Consider the following 14,601-nt stretch of genomic DNA (forward strand, 5'->3'; position numbering starts at 1 on the left):
CCTGCCGTGACATGGATTGCTTCGCTTCGCTCGCAATGACGAATTCAACTACCTCCCTCAATCGGGCCTAGCCGCATGAAGCCAGCGACGAAAATAAGCTCTGCCGACCAACCCGCCGCGCATCTGCGCCTGGTGTCGGACCGCGCCGACGGCGCTGCGGCAGGCATCACGCTCACCGGCGTCTCGAAGACCTATCGCTCGCGCGATGGCGACGTGCCGTCGCTGCGGCCGCTCGACTTCACCATCGATGACGGCGAGTTCTTCGTCGTGGTCGGCCCGTCCGGCTGCGGCAAGTCCACGCTCCTGAAGATGATCTCGGGCCTGCTGCCGCCGACGACCGGCGAGGTGCTGGTCGACGGCGAGGCCGTGACCAAGCCGCATGGCAATGTCGGCATAGTGTTCCAGAACGCCCTGCTGCTGCCCTGGCGCAACATCCTCTCCAACGTGATGCTGCCGATCGACATGAAGCAGCTGCCGCGAAACAAATATCTCGACCGCGCCAAGGAGCTGTTGAAGCTGGTCGGGCTCGAAGGCTTCGAGAGGAAGCTGCCGTGGCAGCTCTCGGGCGGTATGCAGCAGCGCGCTTCAATCTGCCGTGCACTGGTGCACGATCCGAAGATCATGCTGATGGACGAGCCGTTCGGCGCGCTCGATGCCATGACGCGCGAGCGTATGAATGTCGAGCTGATGCGGATCCAGCGCGAGACCGGCAAGACAGTGCTTCTGATCACGCATTCGATTCCGGAAGCTGTATTCCTCGCCGACCGCGTGCTGGTGATGACAGAGCGGCCGGGCGCGATCGCTGCGATCTATGACGTGCCGCTGCCGCGGCCGCGCTCGCTGGATTCGATGTCCGATCCCGTCTTCACCGCGCTGGTGCAGCAGATCCGGAAGCACTTCTTCACGCAAGGGACGCTGGACTAGGAAGTAAGACTTTGAGTTACGCTGCCACCGCATCCACGGTCCACCTCTCCCCTTGTGGGAGAGGTCGGATCGCATGGTCAGATGCGATCCGGGTGAGGGGTTGCGCTCCCTCGTGGGACCTGCGCCCCCTCACCCGGCGCTTCGCGCCGACCTCTCCCCGGTGGGGAGAGGTGCTGTTTGAGGGACCGGCATGGTCAAACAACATCGAACCTTGGTGTTGAAATTCTGATGCTTCGTCTCACCGTCAACGATATTGCATTCTTTGAACGACCGCTGGTGTTCGCCCGGCCGTTCCGCTTCGGCGCGGTCACCATCAATGCGGCGTCGCAGATGTTCGTGCGGGTCGAGATAGAGGTGGAAGGCAGGGGGCGCGCGACCGGCGCGAGTGCCGAGATGATGGCGCCGAAATGGTTCGACAAGCGGCCGCATTTGACGCCGGACGAGACCGTTGACCAACTCCGCCGCTCGCTCCTGCTCGCGCGCGAACTGTATCTGTCGCAGAGCGACTTCGTCACCGCGTTCGGCCTGCACGCCGGATGCATCGGTGCGCAGGCGACGGCCTGTGCGAGGGAAGATATCCCGCCGCTTGCGGCAGCCTTCGGCCCGGCCGAGATCGACAAGGCGATCCTGGATGCGCTGCTGCGCGCCGCCGGCCTCGGCGTCTTCGACGGTATGGCCGCCAACATCGCCGGTATCGATGCGCGGCTGACACCCGACCTCGATGATGCCGCGATCACGCGCTTCCTCTCCACGCGCAAGCGGTTCGATCGCGTCGCCGTCAGGCATACCGTCGGGATGGACGATCCGATCGAAGGCGCGGGCGGTGTCGCCGATCCCAAAGACAACGCCGATGCACATTACTTCAAGCTCAAGCTGAATGGCGATCCCGCGCATGACGCGGCGCGCCTGACGCGGATCGGCAAGGAACTGGCTGGGCTGCCTTACGCCACCAAGATCACGCTCGATGCTAACGAGCAATATGCCGATCTCGCCGCACTGAACGCGCTGGTCGACCGGCTCGACCATGACGCGGCGCTCGCGCCGATTGCCTCGAACCTGCTCTATATCGAGCAGCCGATGCCGCGCGACATCACGAAGGCCTCGCCGCTCGGAGCCCTCGCTGCGCGCAATTTCATCATCGACGAGGCCGACGATTTCTACGATGCGTTCCCGGAGGCGCGCGCACTCGGTTATCGCGGCATCTCCTCGAAATCCTGCAAGGGCATTTACAAGGCGATCATCAACGCCACCCGTGCCGCGACGTGGAGCGCCGATGGCGGCCAATACTTCATTAGCGGCGAGGACCTGACCTGCCAGGCCGGGCTTGCCGTGCAGCAGGATCTTGCGCTCGGCGCGCTGATCGGCGTTACGCATGCCGAGCGCAACGGGCATCACTATGTCGACGGCTTTGCCGATACTCCGGAGGTGGAAGCCGACGCCTTCCTCGCCGCACATCCCGACCTCTACACGCGCGACGGCGGCAAGGTGCGCCTCGCGATCCATGACGGCGATCTCCTGACGGGATCGCTTGCTACGCCGGGCTTTGCCAGTTCGGTTCATCCGGACTGGTCCACCATGCAGCCGCTGCGGCGGCCGACACCACGCGTTTTGCAGGAGCAAGCAGTATGACGACCCAACGCCTCGGCCTGATCATGAACGGCATCACCGGCCGGATGGGGCTCAACCAGCATCTGATCCGCTCGATCGTCGCGATCCGCGAGCAGGGCGGCGTGCTGTTGTCGAACGGCGACCGCATCATGCCCGATCCGATCCTGGTCGGCCGCGACGCCGAGAAGGTCGCTGAGCTTGCCAAGCGCTTCGATATCGAACGCCACACCACTGACCTCGACCGCGCGTTGGCCGACAAGGGCGACACCGTGTTCTTCGACGCCGCGACCACGCAGGCGCGGCCCTCGCTGCTGACCAAGGCGATCAACGCCGGCAAGCATGTCTATTGCGAGAAGCCGATCGCGACCAATCTGGAAGAGGCGGTTGCGGTGGTGAAGCTCGCCAATGCAAAAGGTCTTAAGCACGGCACGGTGCAGGACAAGCTGTTCCTGCCCGGCCTGAAGAAGCTCGCCTTCCTGCGCGACTCCGGCTTTTTCGGCCGCATGCTCTCGGTGCGCGGCGAGTTCGGCTACTGGGTGTTCGAGGGCGGCTGGCAGGAGGCGCAGCGGCCGTCATGGAACTACCGTGCCGAGGACGGCGGCGGCATCATTTTGGACATGGTCTGCCACTGGCGTTACGTGCTCGACAATCTCTTCGGCGAGGTCGAAAGCGTGGTGTGCATCGGGACTACGGATATTCCCGAGCGCTACGACGAGAAGGGCAAGAAGTATCAGGCGACCGCCGACGATTCCGCCTATGCCACCTTCAAGCTCAAGGGCGGCGTGATCGCACATATCAACATGAGCTGGGTGACGAGGGTCTATCGCGACGATCTCGTCACCTTCCAGGTCGACGGCACCCACGGCTCGGCGGTCGCTGGTCTGACCGATTGCGTGATCCAGGCGCGCCAGGCGACGCCGCGGCCGGTGTGGAATCCGGATGAGAAGCGGCTGCACGACTTTTACGCCGACTGGCAGAAACTCCCTGAGAACGTCGTCTACGACAACGGCTTCAAGGAGCAGTGGGAGATGTTCATCCGCCATGTCTGCGAGGATGCGCCTTACAAATACACGCTGCTCGAAGGCGCCAAGGGCGTGCAGCTTGCAGAATGCGCGCTGAAGAGCTGGAAGGAGCGGCGCTGGATCGACGTCGCCCCGATCGTCGTCTGAGGAAGGACATTTGCCATGAACAAGCCGGTCCTGCCCAAGCCTGTTGCTCCGAAGTCATCCCTGTCGCTAAAGCTGCCGACCGCTGATGGAGGCCTCGAGACCTATCGCCTCGCGGCGTCGCGGACCTTTCCGGCGAAGCTTGAAGGCACGCTCAACCGTGTGGCCTTCTCGGCGGCGCATGTGGTGGCCGATCCGCGTGCCGATGTCGATCCGTGGCTGACGGCCGCGATCGACTGGGACCGGACGATCGCATTCCGCGAGCATGTCTGGGACCTCGGCCTCGGCGTCGCCGAGGCGATGGACACCGCGCAGCGCGGCATGGGCCTGGACTGGGCGACCTCGCTGGAATTGATCCAGCGCTCGGTGAAGGCCGCAAAGGCGAGGGGCAATTCGCTGGTGTTCTCCGGCGCGGGCACGGATCATCTGGCGGTGGAAGACGCGAAGACGGTCGATGACGTGATCCGCGCCTATGAGGAGCAGATCGCGGCCGTCGAGAAGGCCGGCGGCCGCATCATCCTGATGGCCTCGCGCGCACTCGCAAAGCTCGGCAAGAGCGCGGAGGATTACGCCAGAGTTTATGACCGCGTGCTGTCGCAGGTCCGCGAGCCCGTGATCATCCACTGGCTCGGCGACATGTTCGATCCGGCGTTGGTCGGTTACTGGGGTACCGCCGATCTCGACAAGGCGATGGATACGGCGGTTGCGATCATCAACGCCAACGCGGCCAAGGTCGATGGCGTCAAGGTGTCGCTACTCGACAAGCAGCGCGAGATCGACATGCGGCGGCGGCTCGACTCGCGCGTCAAGATGTATACCGGCGACGACTTCAACTATGCCGAACTGATCGCGGGCGACGACAAGGGATTCTCCCACGCGCTGCTCGGCATCTTCGATGCGATCGCGCCGGCGGCGTCCTACGCGCTGTCGCGGCTCGCGGCTGGTGACGAGGCTGGCTTCCACGACGTGCTGGGACCAACGGTGCCGCTGTCCCGGCACATCTTCAGGGCACCGACCCGCTTCTACAAGACCGGGATCGTGTTCATGGCCTATCTCAACGGGCACCAGGATCATTTCACCATGGTCGGGGGACAGGAGAGCGCGCGCTCGACCTTGCATCTTGCCGAACTGTTCCGGCTCGCCGACAAGGCCGGGCTGCTCGCCAATCCGGAACTTGCGACGCGCCGGATGACGACGATCCTCGCGACCCGTGGCATCGAGGCCTGATGCGCGACTTTTCCAACGATCATCGCTGGCTGTCGCTGAACACGGCGACGGTCCGCAAGCAGGGCAATCTCGTCGCCATCATCGAGGCCTGCGCGCGGCACGGCATCCGTGCCATCGACCCCTGGCGCGACCAGGTCGCACGCGTCGGGCTCGAGCGTGCCGTGCGCGCGGTCAGGGACGCCGGGCTCGAGATGTCGGGCTATTGCCGTGGCGGCATGTTCACGGCAGATGCCGCGCATCGCATCGAGGCGCGCGACGACAACCGCCGCGCGGTGGATGAAGCCAAGGCGCTCGGCGCGTCCTGCATCGTGCTCGTGGTCGGCGGCCTGCCGCAATATTCGCGGCCGGGCAGCGCGGCATCGAAGGACATCGCGGCGGCGCGGGCGCAGGTGCATGACGGCATCGCCGAGATGCTGGATTATGCAAGGCAGGCCGAGCTTCCGCTCGCGATCGAGCCGCTGCACCCGGCCTATGCGGCGGATCGCGCCTGCGTGAATACCACCAGGCAGGCGCTCGACATCTGCGATGCGCTCGATCCGGGCAGAACCGGTGCGATCGGCGTCGCGCTCGATGTCTATCACATCTGGTGGGATCCGGAGCTGAACGCCCAGATCGCGCGCGCCGGCAAGGACCGGCTGCTCGCCTTCCATGTCTGCGACTGGCTGGTGCCGACCAAGGACATCCTCAACGACCGCGGCATGATGGGCGACGGCGTGATCGACATCAAATCGGTCCGCGCTTCCGTCGAGGCGCAGGGCTTTGCCGGCTACTCGGAGATCGAGATCTTTTCCAACGACTGGTGGGGCCGGTCGATGGACGAGGTGCTGCGGACCTGCATCGAACGGCATCGGACGGTCGTTTGACCTCATCCTGAGGAGCGGCATCCCTGCCGCGTCTCGAAGGATGAAGCCACCGGCGGGGGCCTCATGGTTCGAGACGCCGCGTTGCGGCTCCTCACCATGAGGGACGGCCTGGCGCAGGCTTCAAGAATCCTGATCCCGATGCGCGAGCTCCAGCGTGACTAATCGCGCGAGCAGCGTCGCGGGATAGAGCTGGCCGAAGATCGCCTCGACATTGCACAGGCTGCGCGCAATCGGGTGCAGCGGCGCGACGTCGCCATAGCCTGTCGTCGTCATCGTCGCGAAGCTGAAATAGATCAACTGGCTTGCCAGCGCCGGGCTGTCTTCCACCTTCATTCCGGAGAAGGCCTTCGGCACCAGCGTGCCGACGAAGGTGTAGAGCGCCGAGAAGATCACCGCGACCGTGAGATAGAGCAGAACCGCGCCGATCACGCGGTGATAGGTCACGCGTCCCGGTGCAAAGGTAGCGCGCGCCACCGTCACCGCCATGGTGATGCCGACGATCAGCCAGGATCCGGCGAACAGGTTGAGGTCGAGGATCGAGGGCGAATGCAGCCGCAGGACCGCACCGACCACAATCATCGTGAGCGCGACCAGCATCGCGACCATCGCGAACGCGCTGCCTGACATCAAGAACACGCCGGCGACCAGGAACAGCGCCAGCAGCAGCTCGAAGATCTGGAATTCGAACAGGCCGAGCGCCTGTAGCGGCGCCACCACGAACATCATGACCACGATCAGGACGGTGAGCACCGTCAGCAGGGAATCGCCCCAGCGTTCACGCAGCTCACCGATGTTCCTCCAACCACGCTTCATTCCGGTCTCGTCATTCGGCATGGCATCAGGATGCCAATGCCAAACATTGCTGCGCAGCGGCGGTAAAGGCAAGATGGGGAACCGGCATCGCGCGGGCGCGTCCGGCGATCCGGATGCCAGGCCGGCGCTTCAGGGGCTCGCGACCTGCTGCAGCGTGTTGAAGCGTGCTTTCTGCTCGCTGCTCAGCGTGGCATAGAACTTGTCCAGCGCAGGTTCGATCAGCGTGGCGGCCTTCTGCATGGCCTCGAGCCGGTGCTGCATCGCCTCCAGCCGACCGACCGGCGTCAGCGGCACGTCGTTCGGGCAGGCCGCCTGCAGGTCCGCGATCGCCTTTGTGGTCGCATCGCTCAGGAGGTCGAGCGCGTCCTTCTGCTTGCCCGCCGGATGCAGCGAGGCCTCGATCCTGTTGATCGGCAGTTGGGCCAGGGCGGATTTCGAATCGCCGCAATTGCCGGATTGCGCGTTCGCCTCTTGCTGTTGTGGCGAACGCTCGCCGACATGTGGACCGAGCGCATTGAAGCGGGCCTGCTGCTCGTCGCTGAGCGAGTTGTAGAAATTCTCCAGGGCGGGCCGCACGATCTTGATCGCCTCGAGCGTCGCATCGATGCGGTTCAGCATCGACCGCAGGCGGCCGGTTGGTGTCATGGCATAGCTGTCGGTGCACGAGTCCTTGAAGACGTCGGCCGCCTTCGCCGCGGCGGTCTTCAAGTCGTCGAGCAGGGCGCGCTGCTGCTGGTCCGGCCGTACCGCCCGCGTGATGTCGGCAAGCGGCCAGGCCGTGACGCCCTTGTCCGGTTCTCCGCACAACTGCTTGATTGCCTGCGGGCTCGTGTCGGCGCGTTGACGAGGCCGATACCCGCCCGTGGTCGCCGGATACTCGCCAGGGTTGATGCTGGCGTAGGCGGAGTAGGGACTGTTGGTGTCCCAGAACACGGTGTCGACGAAGTCGTCATAGGCGTAGGCCCAATAGCCGGGATCGTAGGCATAGGACCAGAACGTGTAGTCAAAAATGTCGGAATAGGCGTAGGGCCAGAACACAGGGCCAAGCCACGCTACGAACGCTGCGCGGTGGCCGCGTCGCCAGGCATGCCGGGGCGCCCAGCCGCCCTGGCGCGCGGCAAGCGCGGCCTGACCTTGCGCACCTGCCTGCTCGCGGAACTGTGCGGCAAATCGTTCGCGCGCGGCCGCCTGTGTTGCGGCGGTGGCCGCGGTGGCGGCCCCGACCGTTGTCGCTGCCAGCCCCAATCGCTGCTGGCGAGCAAGGTCGGCTTGCTGCGCGCGCTGCTCGCGTTGCAGCAGGCGGTTCTGCGTCTGCAGCGTCCGGTCATGGAGGCGTTGCGCCCGCGCGCCTTCGACCTTTTGCGATTGCAACTGCTGCACGTGTTGCTGCAGCCGATCGATCCGGGTCTGCCGCTCCGCGGTCTGGCGCGAGAGCGTATCGCGCTGCCGCTGCTGCGCCGTCTGCTGGCGCTGCTGGATCAACTGCTGACGCTGTTGCGCCTGCTGTTGAACCCGTTCCGTCGGCGACGGCCGCTGGCTTACGCGCGGCGACGGGCTCGGTCGTGATGGCGCGGCGATATGCGGAGCCTGACGCTGCGGGATTGCTCCGCGACGGATTTCGGGCCGCGGCGTTGCAACGCGCGGTGCCGCGATATGAGGTGCTGCGATATGAGGAGCCTGGCGCGGCGACGGCGCGGCGAAGTGCGGTGCCGCGCGCGGCGCCATCGCGGGTCGCTGCGGGGGACGGAATGCAGGTGCGGCCGGCCGAGCCATCGCCGGCGGCCTGGCCATTGCGGGAGGGGCTGCGCGCACCATCGGCGCGGCAGGACGCGCCATCGCGGGCGGTGCGGCTGGTCTGGCCGCCAGTCCCGGTGGCCCACCCCTTCCGCGTTGTGGCTGGGCGGACGCGCCGCCGCTCGCCGCAAGCACCGAAACACCAATCAAGAACACAGCAAAGCTAACGCGACGGGAAAGCATGAGCGTAGCTCTCCGTTCACCAGTCGCCCTCAGCGCTTCAACGCACAGACGTCGAAATCGTTCGTTGTTGGCTTCAGCCGGCCTTGCGATCTTCCGACGCAGGGAACCGTCAGGAGACATCCTGCGTGAGGGCCGGGGCGATCCGCTCAACGGCCCAGTCGACCTGATCGGCCGTGATCACCAGCGGCGGAGCGATCCGGATGGTGTGCTCATGGGTGTCCTTGGCGAGGATGCCGCGCGCCTGCAGCGCCAGGCAATAGCGGCGGGCGCCGCCGGCCTCCGGGTGAAGCTCGATGGCGAGCATCAGCCCGCGCCCGCGCACCTCGCGGATCACGTTGGCGCGGATGTCCTGCAATCCCTCGAGAAAGCGTGCACCCTGGTGCGCGGCGTTCTCGATCATGCCTTCCTCGACCAGCACGCGTAGCGCGGCGCGCGCCACCGCGCAGGCCAGGGGATTGCCGCCGAAGGTCGAGCCGTGCTGACCAGGCCGCAACGTGCCGAGCACGGCGTTGTTGGAAAGCACGGCGGACACCGGATAGAAGCCGCCCGACAGCGCCTTGCCGAGCAGCGTCACGTCGGCCTCGATGCCTTCGTGCTGTTCGGCGAGCAGCTTGCCGGTGCGGCCGAGCCCCGTCTGGATCTCGTCGAGCACGAGCATCACATTATGCGCGGTGCACAGTTCGCGCACGCGGGCGAAATAGCCCGGCGGAGGAATGATGACGCCGGCCTCGCCCTGGATCGGTTCGACCAGGAAGGCCGCGGTGTTCGGTGTGATCGCCTTCTCCAGTGCTGCGGCGTCGCCGAACGGGATGATCGTGAAGCCCGGGGCGAACGGCCCGAAATGGTCGCGCGTCGCCGCATCGGTCGAGAAGCCGACGATGCCGAGCGTGCGTCCGTGAAAGTTATTGGCGCAGACGATGATCTCGGCCTGACCGTCCGGTACGCCCTTTACCTCATAGGCCCATTTGCGCACCGACTTGATTGCGCTCTCGACCGCCTCGGCGCCGCTGTTCATCGGCAGCACCTTGTGCGAGCCGGTCAGCTCCGCGAGCTCGCGGTAGAAGGGAGCGAGCTGGTCGTTGTGGAAGGCGCGCGAGGTCAGCGTCAGCCGGCGCGCCTGCTCTATCATCGCCGCCAGGATCTTCGGATGGCAGTGGCCCTGGCTCACCGCCGAATAGGCGGAGAGGCAGTCGAGATACCGGTTGCCGTCGGTGTCCCAGACCCAGACGCCTTCGCCGCGGGACAGCACGACCCCGATCGGCTCGTAATTGTGGGTGCCAAGGCGCGCTTCGGTTGCGAGGAAATCGGTGACCGATGAATCCATCCTGCGTCACTCCCGCTGCGGCACGCTGGACAGAACGCCGGCGCGCTCATGAACCTGATGTGGGCATCAGCCCGCCCGCGGGGAAGTGCCCGGCCGGCCAATGCAGCCGGAAATGCCCTACGCATTGATGCTGCAGGGCACGCTGAGGAAGCCCCGGAACCGGACTCGGCCGCCGCGTACCGGTTCGCCATCGAGCGTGTAATTCGGGAAGCGCGCCAGGAAGCGCGAGATCGCGATCGCGCCTTCGAGCCGCGCCAGCGCCATGCCGGCGCATTGATGCGCACCGGTGCCGAAAGCAAGATGGCGGTTGGGCGTGCGCGCGATGTCGAAGCGTTCGGGGTCGGGGAATTGTGCGGGATCGCGGTTGGCGGCGCCGATGCAAAGCGTGACGAGCGTGCCGGCCGGCATCTTGGTGCCGCCGAGCTCGGTGTCTTCCACGATCATGCGGTTGCCGAGCTGGTTCGAACTCTCGTAGCGCAGCATCTCCTCGACCGCGGACTTGATCAGGTCGGGCTGCGCGATCAACCGCTTCTTCTCGTCAGGGTAGTTGTCGAGCGCGACGAGACCGTTGCCGATCAGATTGGTCGTGGTCTCGTGGCCGGCGTTGAGCAGGAAGATGCAGTTGTGCAGCAGCTCCTTGGCAGTCAGCCGCTCGCCATTGTCCTCACCCTGGATCAGCCGGGTCAGGACGTCGCGATCGGGATTGCCCGGCCTGGCACGGCGGCGCTCGACGAGGGTTTCGAGATAGGCGAGGAAGTCCTTCACCGCGTTGTTGCCGCGGTCGAAGACCTCCTTGCCGATCACGGGCTCCAGCGCCCCCAAAATCGCCAGCGACCAGTCGCGCAGCGGCTCGCGTTCCTCGTGCGGCACGTCGAGCAGATTGCCGATCACCTCGACGGGAATCGCGGAGGCGAAGTCGCCGATCAGCTCGAAGCGCTCCTTCCTGGCGATCCGGTCGAGCAGGGAGTCCACCAGCGCGATCAAATCGGGCTCCATGCCGGCGATCGCCCGCGGCGACAGCGCGCCCATGATCAGCCGCCGCACGCGGGTGTGCGCCGGCGGGTCGTTGAAGACGAGGCTCGTCGTGTGGTGCTCGTACAGCGGGGAGTCGCCGTATTTCGGCAAAAACTCCTTCTTCTTGTCGGACGAGAAGGTCTTGGTGTTCTTGTAGGCCGTAATGAGGTCGTCGTAGCGGGTCAGGACGTAGCAGCCGTTCGGCATCCGCTTGACCGGCGCGTTCTCCCGCAGGGCCCGATAGGTCGGGTAGGGGTCCGCGTAGAATTCCGGCGTCAGCCTTTCGAGGTCGAAACTATCGGACAGCTCTCGCGCTTGCACATCCATGCCGAATGTCCAATCTTATTAGTTTCATTTGCAACTATCGTAAGCCGCGTCCCGTCGCCGCGCAATACAATTCGAGGTGCGTCCGGGACACTACGCCGCATCTCTTTCGGTGCGAGTAAATCGCAGAGCCATATGCGGTTTTGCGCTTTGATGAAGCGCGCGCGGCCTTCTACAGTCGCAGCCAAACAGTCTGAAACCGGAAACGCCAATGCATGCTCGTGCCGAGACCGGGGCCTCGTGGCCCGAGGAGATCTTTTCGATATTGCAGCGCTTCGAGGTCCGTCAGGTGCCCTATGTGCCGGATGCCGGGCATTCGCAGCTGATCGAGCGCGTGCTGGGCGAGCCGTCGATGCGCGGCATCGCGCTCACGACCGAGGAGGAGGGCGTGGCGCTGCTCGCGGGCGCGTGGGCCGGTGGCCAGCGCGGTGCGCTGCTGATGCAGTCGAGCGGGGTCGGCAACTGCATCAACATGCTGTCGCTGGTGCAGATATTCCGCTTGCCGTTCTTCACTTTGGTGACGATGCGCGGCGAATGGGGCGAGTTCAATCCATGGCAGGTGCCGATGGGTTCGAGCACCCAGGCCGTCTTCGAATTGTCCGGCATCAAGGTGCTGCGCGCATCGCATCCTGAGGAAGTGCGCGAGGTCGTCGAAGCCGGCGCCTCCCAGGCCTACAACGCCTGCACGCCAACCGCCGTCCTGCTGTCACAGCGCCTGATCGGGGCAAAGGTCTTCACCAAATGAGCAAAGCCAATCTCCTCGACCGCCGTGCCGTCGTTTCGCAACTGCTCAAGGATCGCAAAGGCGCCATTGCCGTCGGCGGCCTCGGTGCCTCCACCTACGACATCGCCGCCGCGGGCGACCACGACCGCAACTTCTATCTGTGGGGCGGCATGGGCGGCGCCGTCATGATCGGGCTCGGGCTCGCTCTGGCACAGCCGACGCTGCCGGTGGTCGTGATCACCGGCGACGGCGAGATGCTGATGGGCATGGGCAGCCTTGCCACCGTCGGCCTGCAGCAGCCCAAAAATCTCTCGATCATCGTGCTCGACAACGAGGCCTATGGCGAGACCGGCGGCCAGGCCAGCCACACGGGGGCGACCGCCGACCTCGTCGGCGTTGCCAAAGCCTGCGGAATCAAGGATACGAGGAACATCACGACCATGGCCGAGATCGAGGCTTTTGCCTCGTCTTTACAAGATGTTACGGCGGGACCTCGGTTCGCCAACGCCAAGATCGACGGTGCCAATCTGGAACGCGTGCTGTCCAGCCGCGACGGCACGTACATCGTGAATCGAATGCGCGGGTCTCTCGGACACACTCCGATATAAAACGTCCTTCGCGGTGCAATAGAACCTTGACATCTGGTAAGGTGAGTGATTACTCACGACCCCAAATGTCTACCTTACGCATGACGAGTGACTTGCGGCGTCAGTTGATACTGAGTGCCGCGAAGCGGTGTTTCGCCCGCAACGGCTTTGCCGGCACCACGACCAAGAGCGTGGCGGCTGCGGCTGCCATTTCGGAAGGGCTGTTGTTCAAGCACTTCCCGTCGAAGGCGGCGCTGTATGCCGAGATCCTCGCCGAGGAATGCGAGGCGGATCCTGATCTTGCGCACCTGCTTGGCCAGGAGCCGTCGACCGCCACGCTGGTCGAGCTGGTGGAGGGCATAGTCGGCCACTTCATGCAGCTCCGCAACGCGCCGGACCAGGAAGAGACGCAGCGGATGCGGCTGATGGTGACGAGCCATCTCGACGACGGCGAGTTTGCGCGGCTGCTCTATGACAAGGTCGGCAAGCTGATCGGGCCGACCTTCGCAGCCTCGATCGAGCGCGCGGTCGCCGCAGGCGACGCGGTGCCGGTCGGCGCCGAGCCGCTCAACCTGTTCTGGTTTGCCCATCACGCCGTGCTGATGGGAGCGCTGACGCAGCTCCCTGCGACACCATGTCTCTCCTACGGCGACGACGCCGCCGCCGAGCGCCAGCTTTGCCAGTTCATCCTTCGCGGTATCGGACTTACCGACGCCGCAATCTCAACGCATTTGGGCCGCCAGCCGTCACCGAGCCAGTCGGTAACTGCAGAAAGTGCATGACATGAATATTCAGACCGAAAGCCATATCTCGGGGCAACCCATCAAGGACAAGGCCGTCAAGCGCCCGGTCCGCATGGTGCGCTGGTTCATCATCGTGGGGCTGCTGCTGGCCGTGCTGGTCGGCGGCCTGGTCGGCTTCAATGCCTTCCGCAGCCACATGATCGCTCAGTTCTTTGCCAACAACAAACCGCCGCCGTCGAATGTCACCGCGGTCGCCGCGAAGTCCGAGGTGATTCCGAATCTCCTGACCGCGGTCGGCGATCTCGTCGCGGTGCATCAGGTCAACGTCACGTCAGACGTGTCGGGCCGCATCACCGACATCCTGTTCACGGCCGGCAGCCATGTGAAGGCGGGTACGCCGCTCGTGCAACTGTTCGACGCGCCTGAACAGGGCGACCTCGCCAATTACAAGGCGCAGGCGACCGTGGCGGAGCTGCAGCTCGACCGCGCCAAGCAACTTGCGGCACGTCAGTTCGGACCGCAGTCCACCGTCGACCAGGCGCAGGCAACCTTCGATCAGGCCAAGGCGGGCATTGCCCGGACCGAAGCCGTGATCTCGCAGAAGCTGGTGCGCGCACCGTTCGATGGTGATCTCGGCGTTCGCCAGGTCGAAGTCGGCCAGTACCTGACGGCAGGGACACAGATCGTGTCGCTGACCGATCTGTCGGTGCTGTATGCGAACCTGACCGTCACCGAGAAGCAGAGCTCGCAGATCAAGGTCGGCCAGGCCGTGCGGGTCGCGGTCGACGCCTATCCGGGCCGGACCTTCGACGGCAAGATCACGACGATCGAGCCGCAGATTGCAACTGATACCCGCAACATCCGCGTTCAGGCGACGATCCAGAATCCGGACAACATCCTCAAGCCCGGCATGTTCGCGACCACCACGATCGTGCTGCCGGAGAAGCCGGCGGTCGTGACCGTTCCCGAAACGGCGGTCGACTACACGCTGTATGGCGACTCGGTGTTCCTGATCAACGAGAAGAAGGGCGACGACGGCAAGACCACCCTGACCGCGGACCGCACCTTCGTGAAGACGGGCAACCGCGTCGAGGGCCGCGTCGAGATCCTCAAGGGCCTGAAGCCCGGCGATCGCGTCGTCGCCGTCGGCCAGATCAAGCTGCAGTCGGGAATGCCGGTCGCGATCTCGACCGATCCGCCGCCGCCGGTCCCGGCCCAGCCGCCGCGCTACTAACCACCATTAGCTAGATTTCGGAGGGCCATCGGGCCCTCCGCCACGCGCTGCCGGAGCAGGCAGACAACAAGAA

Annotated in this window: 14 protein-coding genes; 10 read left to right on the forward strand and 4 right to left on the reverse strand. The window is 65.1% G+C overall.

The genetic code is table 11. The features are described 5' to 3' along the window. The first annotated feature begins 75 nt into the window (after positions 1-75). The 5 genes from AS156_RS12765 (at position 76) to AS156_RS12785 (ending at position 5,788) form a co-directional block, all read left to right on the forward strand. Positions 76-924 (forward strand): ABC transporter ATP-binding protein, encoded by an 849-nt coding sequence (locus AS156_RS12765; RefSeq protein ID WP_066504205.1) that lies wholly within the window; start codon positions 76-78, stop codon positions 922-924. Between the two features lie 228 nt (positions 925-1,152). After that, entirely contained in the window at positions 1,153-2,553 is a 1,401-nt protein-coding gene (locus tag AS156_RS12770; RefSeq protein ID WP_066504207.1) for an enolase-like domain-containing protein, read from the forward strand. Further along, positions 2,550-3,701, forward strand: a complete 1,152-nt coding sequence (locus AS156_RS12775; protein ID WP_066504208.1) for a Gfo/Idh/MocA family protein — start codon at positions 2,550-2,552, stop codon at positions 3,699-3,701. The genes AS156_RS12770 and AS156_RS12775 overlap by 4 nt, the downstream gene beginning before the upstream one ends. A gap of 15 nt (positions 3,702-3,716) precedes the next feature. Further along, positions 3,717-4,925 carry a dihydrodipicolinate synthase family protein gene (locus tag AS156_RS12780; RefSeq protein ID WP_066504211.1) on the forward strand — a complete coding sequence of 403 codons (1,209 nt, stop codon included), beginning with the start codon at positions 3,717-3,719 and terminating at the stop codon, positions 4,923-4,925. Beyond that, the gene (locus tag AS156_RS12785) at positions 4,925-5,788 is read left to right on the forward strand and encodes a sugar phosphate isomerase/epimerase family protein (RefSeq protein ID WP_066504214.1); all 864 of its coding nucleotides are present in this window, start codon (positions 4,925-4,927) and stop codon (positions 5,786-5,788) included. Before AS156_RS12780 ends, AS156_RS12785 begins: the two co-directional genes overlap by 1 nt. A gap of 120 nt (positions 5,789-5,908) precedes the next feature. Here the strand turns inward: AS156_RS12785 and AS156_RS12790 are convergent, their stop codons facing one another. Together AS156_RS12790 and AS156_RS44310 are read right to left on the reverse strand one after the other, a co-directional pair. Beyond that, a complete protein-coding gene (locus tag AS156_RS12790) occupies positions 5,909-6,601 on the reverse strand; it encodes a potassium channel family protein (protein ID WP_066504731.1) in 693 nt (230 codons plus the stop codon). A 129-nt stretch (positions 6,602-6,730) separates the two neighbouring features. Then, positions 6,731-7,639 carry a Spy/CpxP family protein refolding chaperone gene (locus AS156_RS44310; RefSeq protein WP_245312772.1) on the reverse strand — a complete coding sequence of 303 codons (909 nt, stop codon included), beginning with the start codon at positions 7,637-7,639 and terminating at the stop codon, positions 6,731-6,733. 30 nt (positions 7,640-7,669) lie between these two features. Between AS156_RS44310 and AS156_RS44315 the strand changes: the two genes are divergently transcribed. After that, on the forward strand, positions 7,670-8,167 hold the full coding sequence (locus tag AS156_RS44315) for a hypothetical protein (RefSeq protein WP_245312773.1): 498 nt from the start codon (positions 7,670-7,672) through the stop codon (positions 8,165-8,167). A gap of 520 nt (positions 8,168-8,687) precedes the next feature. Here the strand turns inward: AS156_RS44315 and rocD are convergent. Next, positions 8,688-9,902 carry an ornithine--oxo-acid transaminase gene (gene rocD / locus AS156_RS12800; RefSeq protein WP_066504218.1) on the reverse strand — a complete coding sequence of 405 codons (1,215 nt, stop codon included), beginning with the start codon at positions 9,900-9,902 and terminating at the stop codon, positions 8,688-8,690. Positions 9,903-10,019: 117 nt separating this feature from the next. Continuing rightward, on the reverse strand, positions 10,020-11,243 hold the full coding sequence (locus AS156_RS12805) for a cytochrome P450 (protein ID WP_066504221.1): 1,224 nt from the start codon (positions 11,241-11,243) through the stop codon (positions 10,020-10,022). Between the two features lie 208 nt (positions 11,244-11,451). Between AS156_RS12805 and AS156_RS12810 the strand changes: the two genes are divergently transcribed. From AS156_RS12810 to AS156_RS12825, 4 genes are all read left to right on the forward strand, one after another. Further along, complete coding sequence (locus AS156_RS12810; RefSeq protein ID WP_066504222.1) at positions 11,452-11,985, forward strand: phosphonopyruvate decarboxylase; 534 nt, start codon at positions 11,452-11,454, stop codon at positions 11,983-11,985. Then, on the forward strand, positions 11,982-12,572 hold the full coding sequence (locus tag AS156_RS12815) for a thiamine pyrophosphate-dependent enzyme (protein WP_066504223.1): 591 nt from the start codon (positions 11,982-11,984) through the stop codon (positions 12,570-12,572). The genes AS156_RS12810 and AS156_RS12815 overlap by 4 nt, the downstream gene beginning before the upstream one ends. A gap of 65 nt (positions 12,573-12,637) precedes the next feature. Continuing rightward, complete coding sequence (locus AS156_RS12820; RefSeq protein WP_066504224.1) at positions 12,638-13,333, forward strand: TetR/AcrR family transcriptional regulator; 696 nt, start codon at positions 12,638-12,640, stop codon at positions 13,331-13,333. 1 nt (position 13,334) lies between these two features. Continuing rightward, the gene (locus AS156_RS12825; protein WP_066504227.1) at positions 13,335-14,528 is read left to right on the forward strand and encodes an efflux RND transporter periplasmic adaptor subunit; all 1,194 of its coding nucleotides are present in this window, start codon (positions 13,335-13,337) and stop codon (positions 14,526-14,528) included. The last annotated feature ends 73 nt before the right edge of the window (positions 14,529-14,601 follow it).

This window comes from Bradyrhizobium macuxiense (genome assembly GCF_001542415.1).
Classification (GTDB): domain Bacteria; phylum Pseudomonadota; class Alphaproteobacteria; order Rhizobiales; family Xanthobacteraceae; genus Bradyrhizobium; species Bradyrhizobium macuxiense.

Excerpts from the sequence above, each read along its gene's own strand:
- AS156_RS12765 (WP_066504205.1), top strand. The coding sequence starts at position 76 with ATGAAGCCAGCGACGAAAATAAGCTCTGCCGACCAACCCGCCGCGCAT.
- AS156_RS12770 (WP_066504207.1), top strand. The coding sequence starts at position 1,153 with ATGCTTCGTCTCACCGTCAACGATATTGCATTCTTTGAACGACCGCTG.
- AS156_RS12775 (WP_066504208.1), top strand. The coding sequence starts at position 2,550 with ATGACGACCCAACGCCTCGGCCTGATCATGAACGGCATCACCGGCCGG.
- AS156_RS12780 (WP_066504211.1), top strand. The coding sequence starts at position 3,717 with ATGAACAAGCCGGTCCTGCCCAAGCCTGTTGCTCCGAAGTCATCCCTG.
- AS156_RS12785 (WP_066504214.1), top strand. The coding sequence starts at position 4,925 with ATGCGCGACTTTTCCAACGATCATCGCTGGCTGTCGCTGAACACGGCG.
- AS156_RS12790 (WP_066504731.1), bottom strand. The coding sequence starts at position 6,601 with ATGAAGCGTGGTTGGAGGAACATCGGTGAGCTGCGTGAACGCTGGGGC.
- rocD (WP_066504218.1), bottom strand. The coding sequence starts at position 9,902 with ATGGATTCATCGGTCACCGATTTCCTCGCAACCGAAGCGCGCCTTGGC.
- AS156_RS12805 (WP_066504221.1), bottom strand. The coding sequence starts at position 11,243 with ATGGATGTGCAAGCGCGAGAGCTGTCCGATAGTTTCGACCTCGAAAGG.
- AS156_RS12810 (WP_066504222.1), top strand. The coding sequence starts at position 11,452 with ATGCATGCTCGTGCCGAGACCGGGGCCTCGTGGCCCGAGGAGATCTTT.
- AS156_RS12815 (WP_066504223.1), top strand. The coding sequence starts at position 11,982 with ATGAGCAAAGCCAATCTCCTCGACCGCCGTGCCGTCGTTTCGCAACTG.
- AS156_RS12820 (WP_066504224.1), top strand. The coding sequence starts at position 12,638 with ATGTCTACCTTACGCATGACGAGTGACTTGCGGCGTCAGTTGATACTG.
- AS156_RS12825 (WP_066504227.1), top strand. The coding sequence starts at position 13,335 with ATGAATATTCAGACCGAAAGCCATATCTCGGGGCAACCCATCAAGGAC.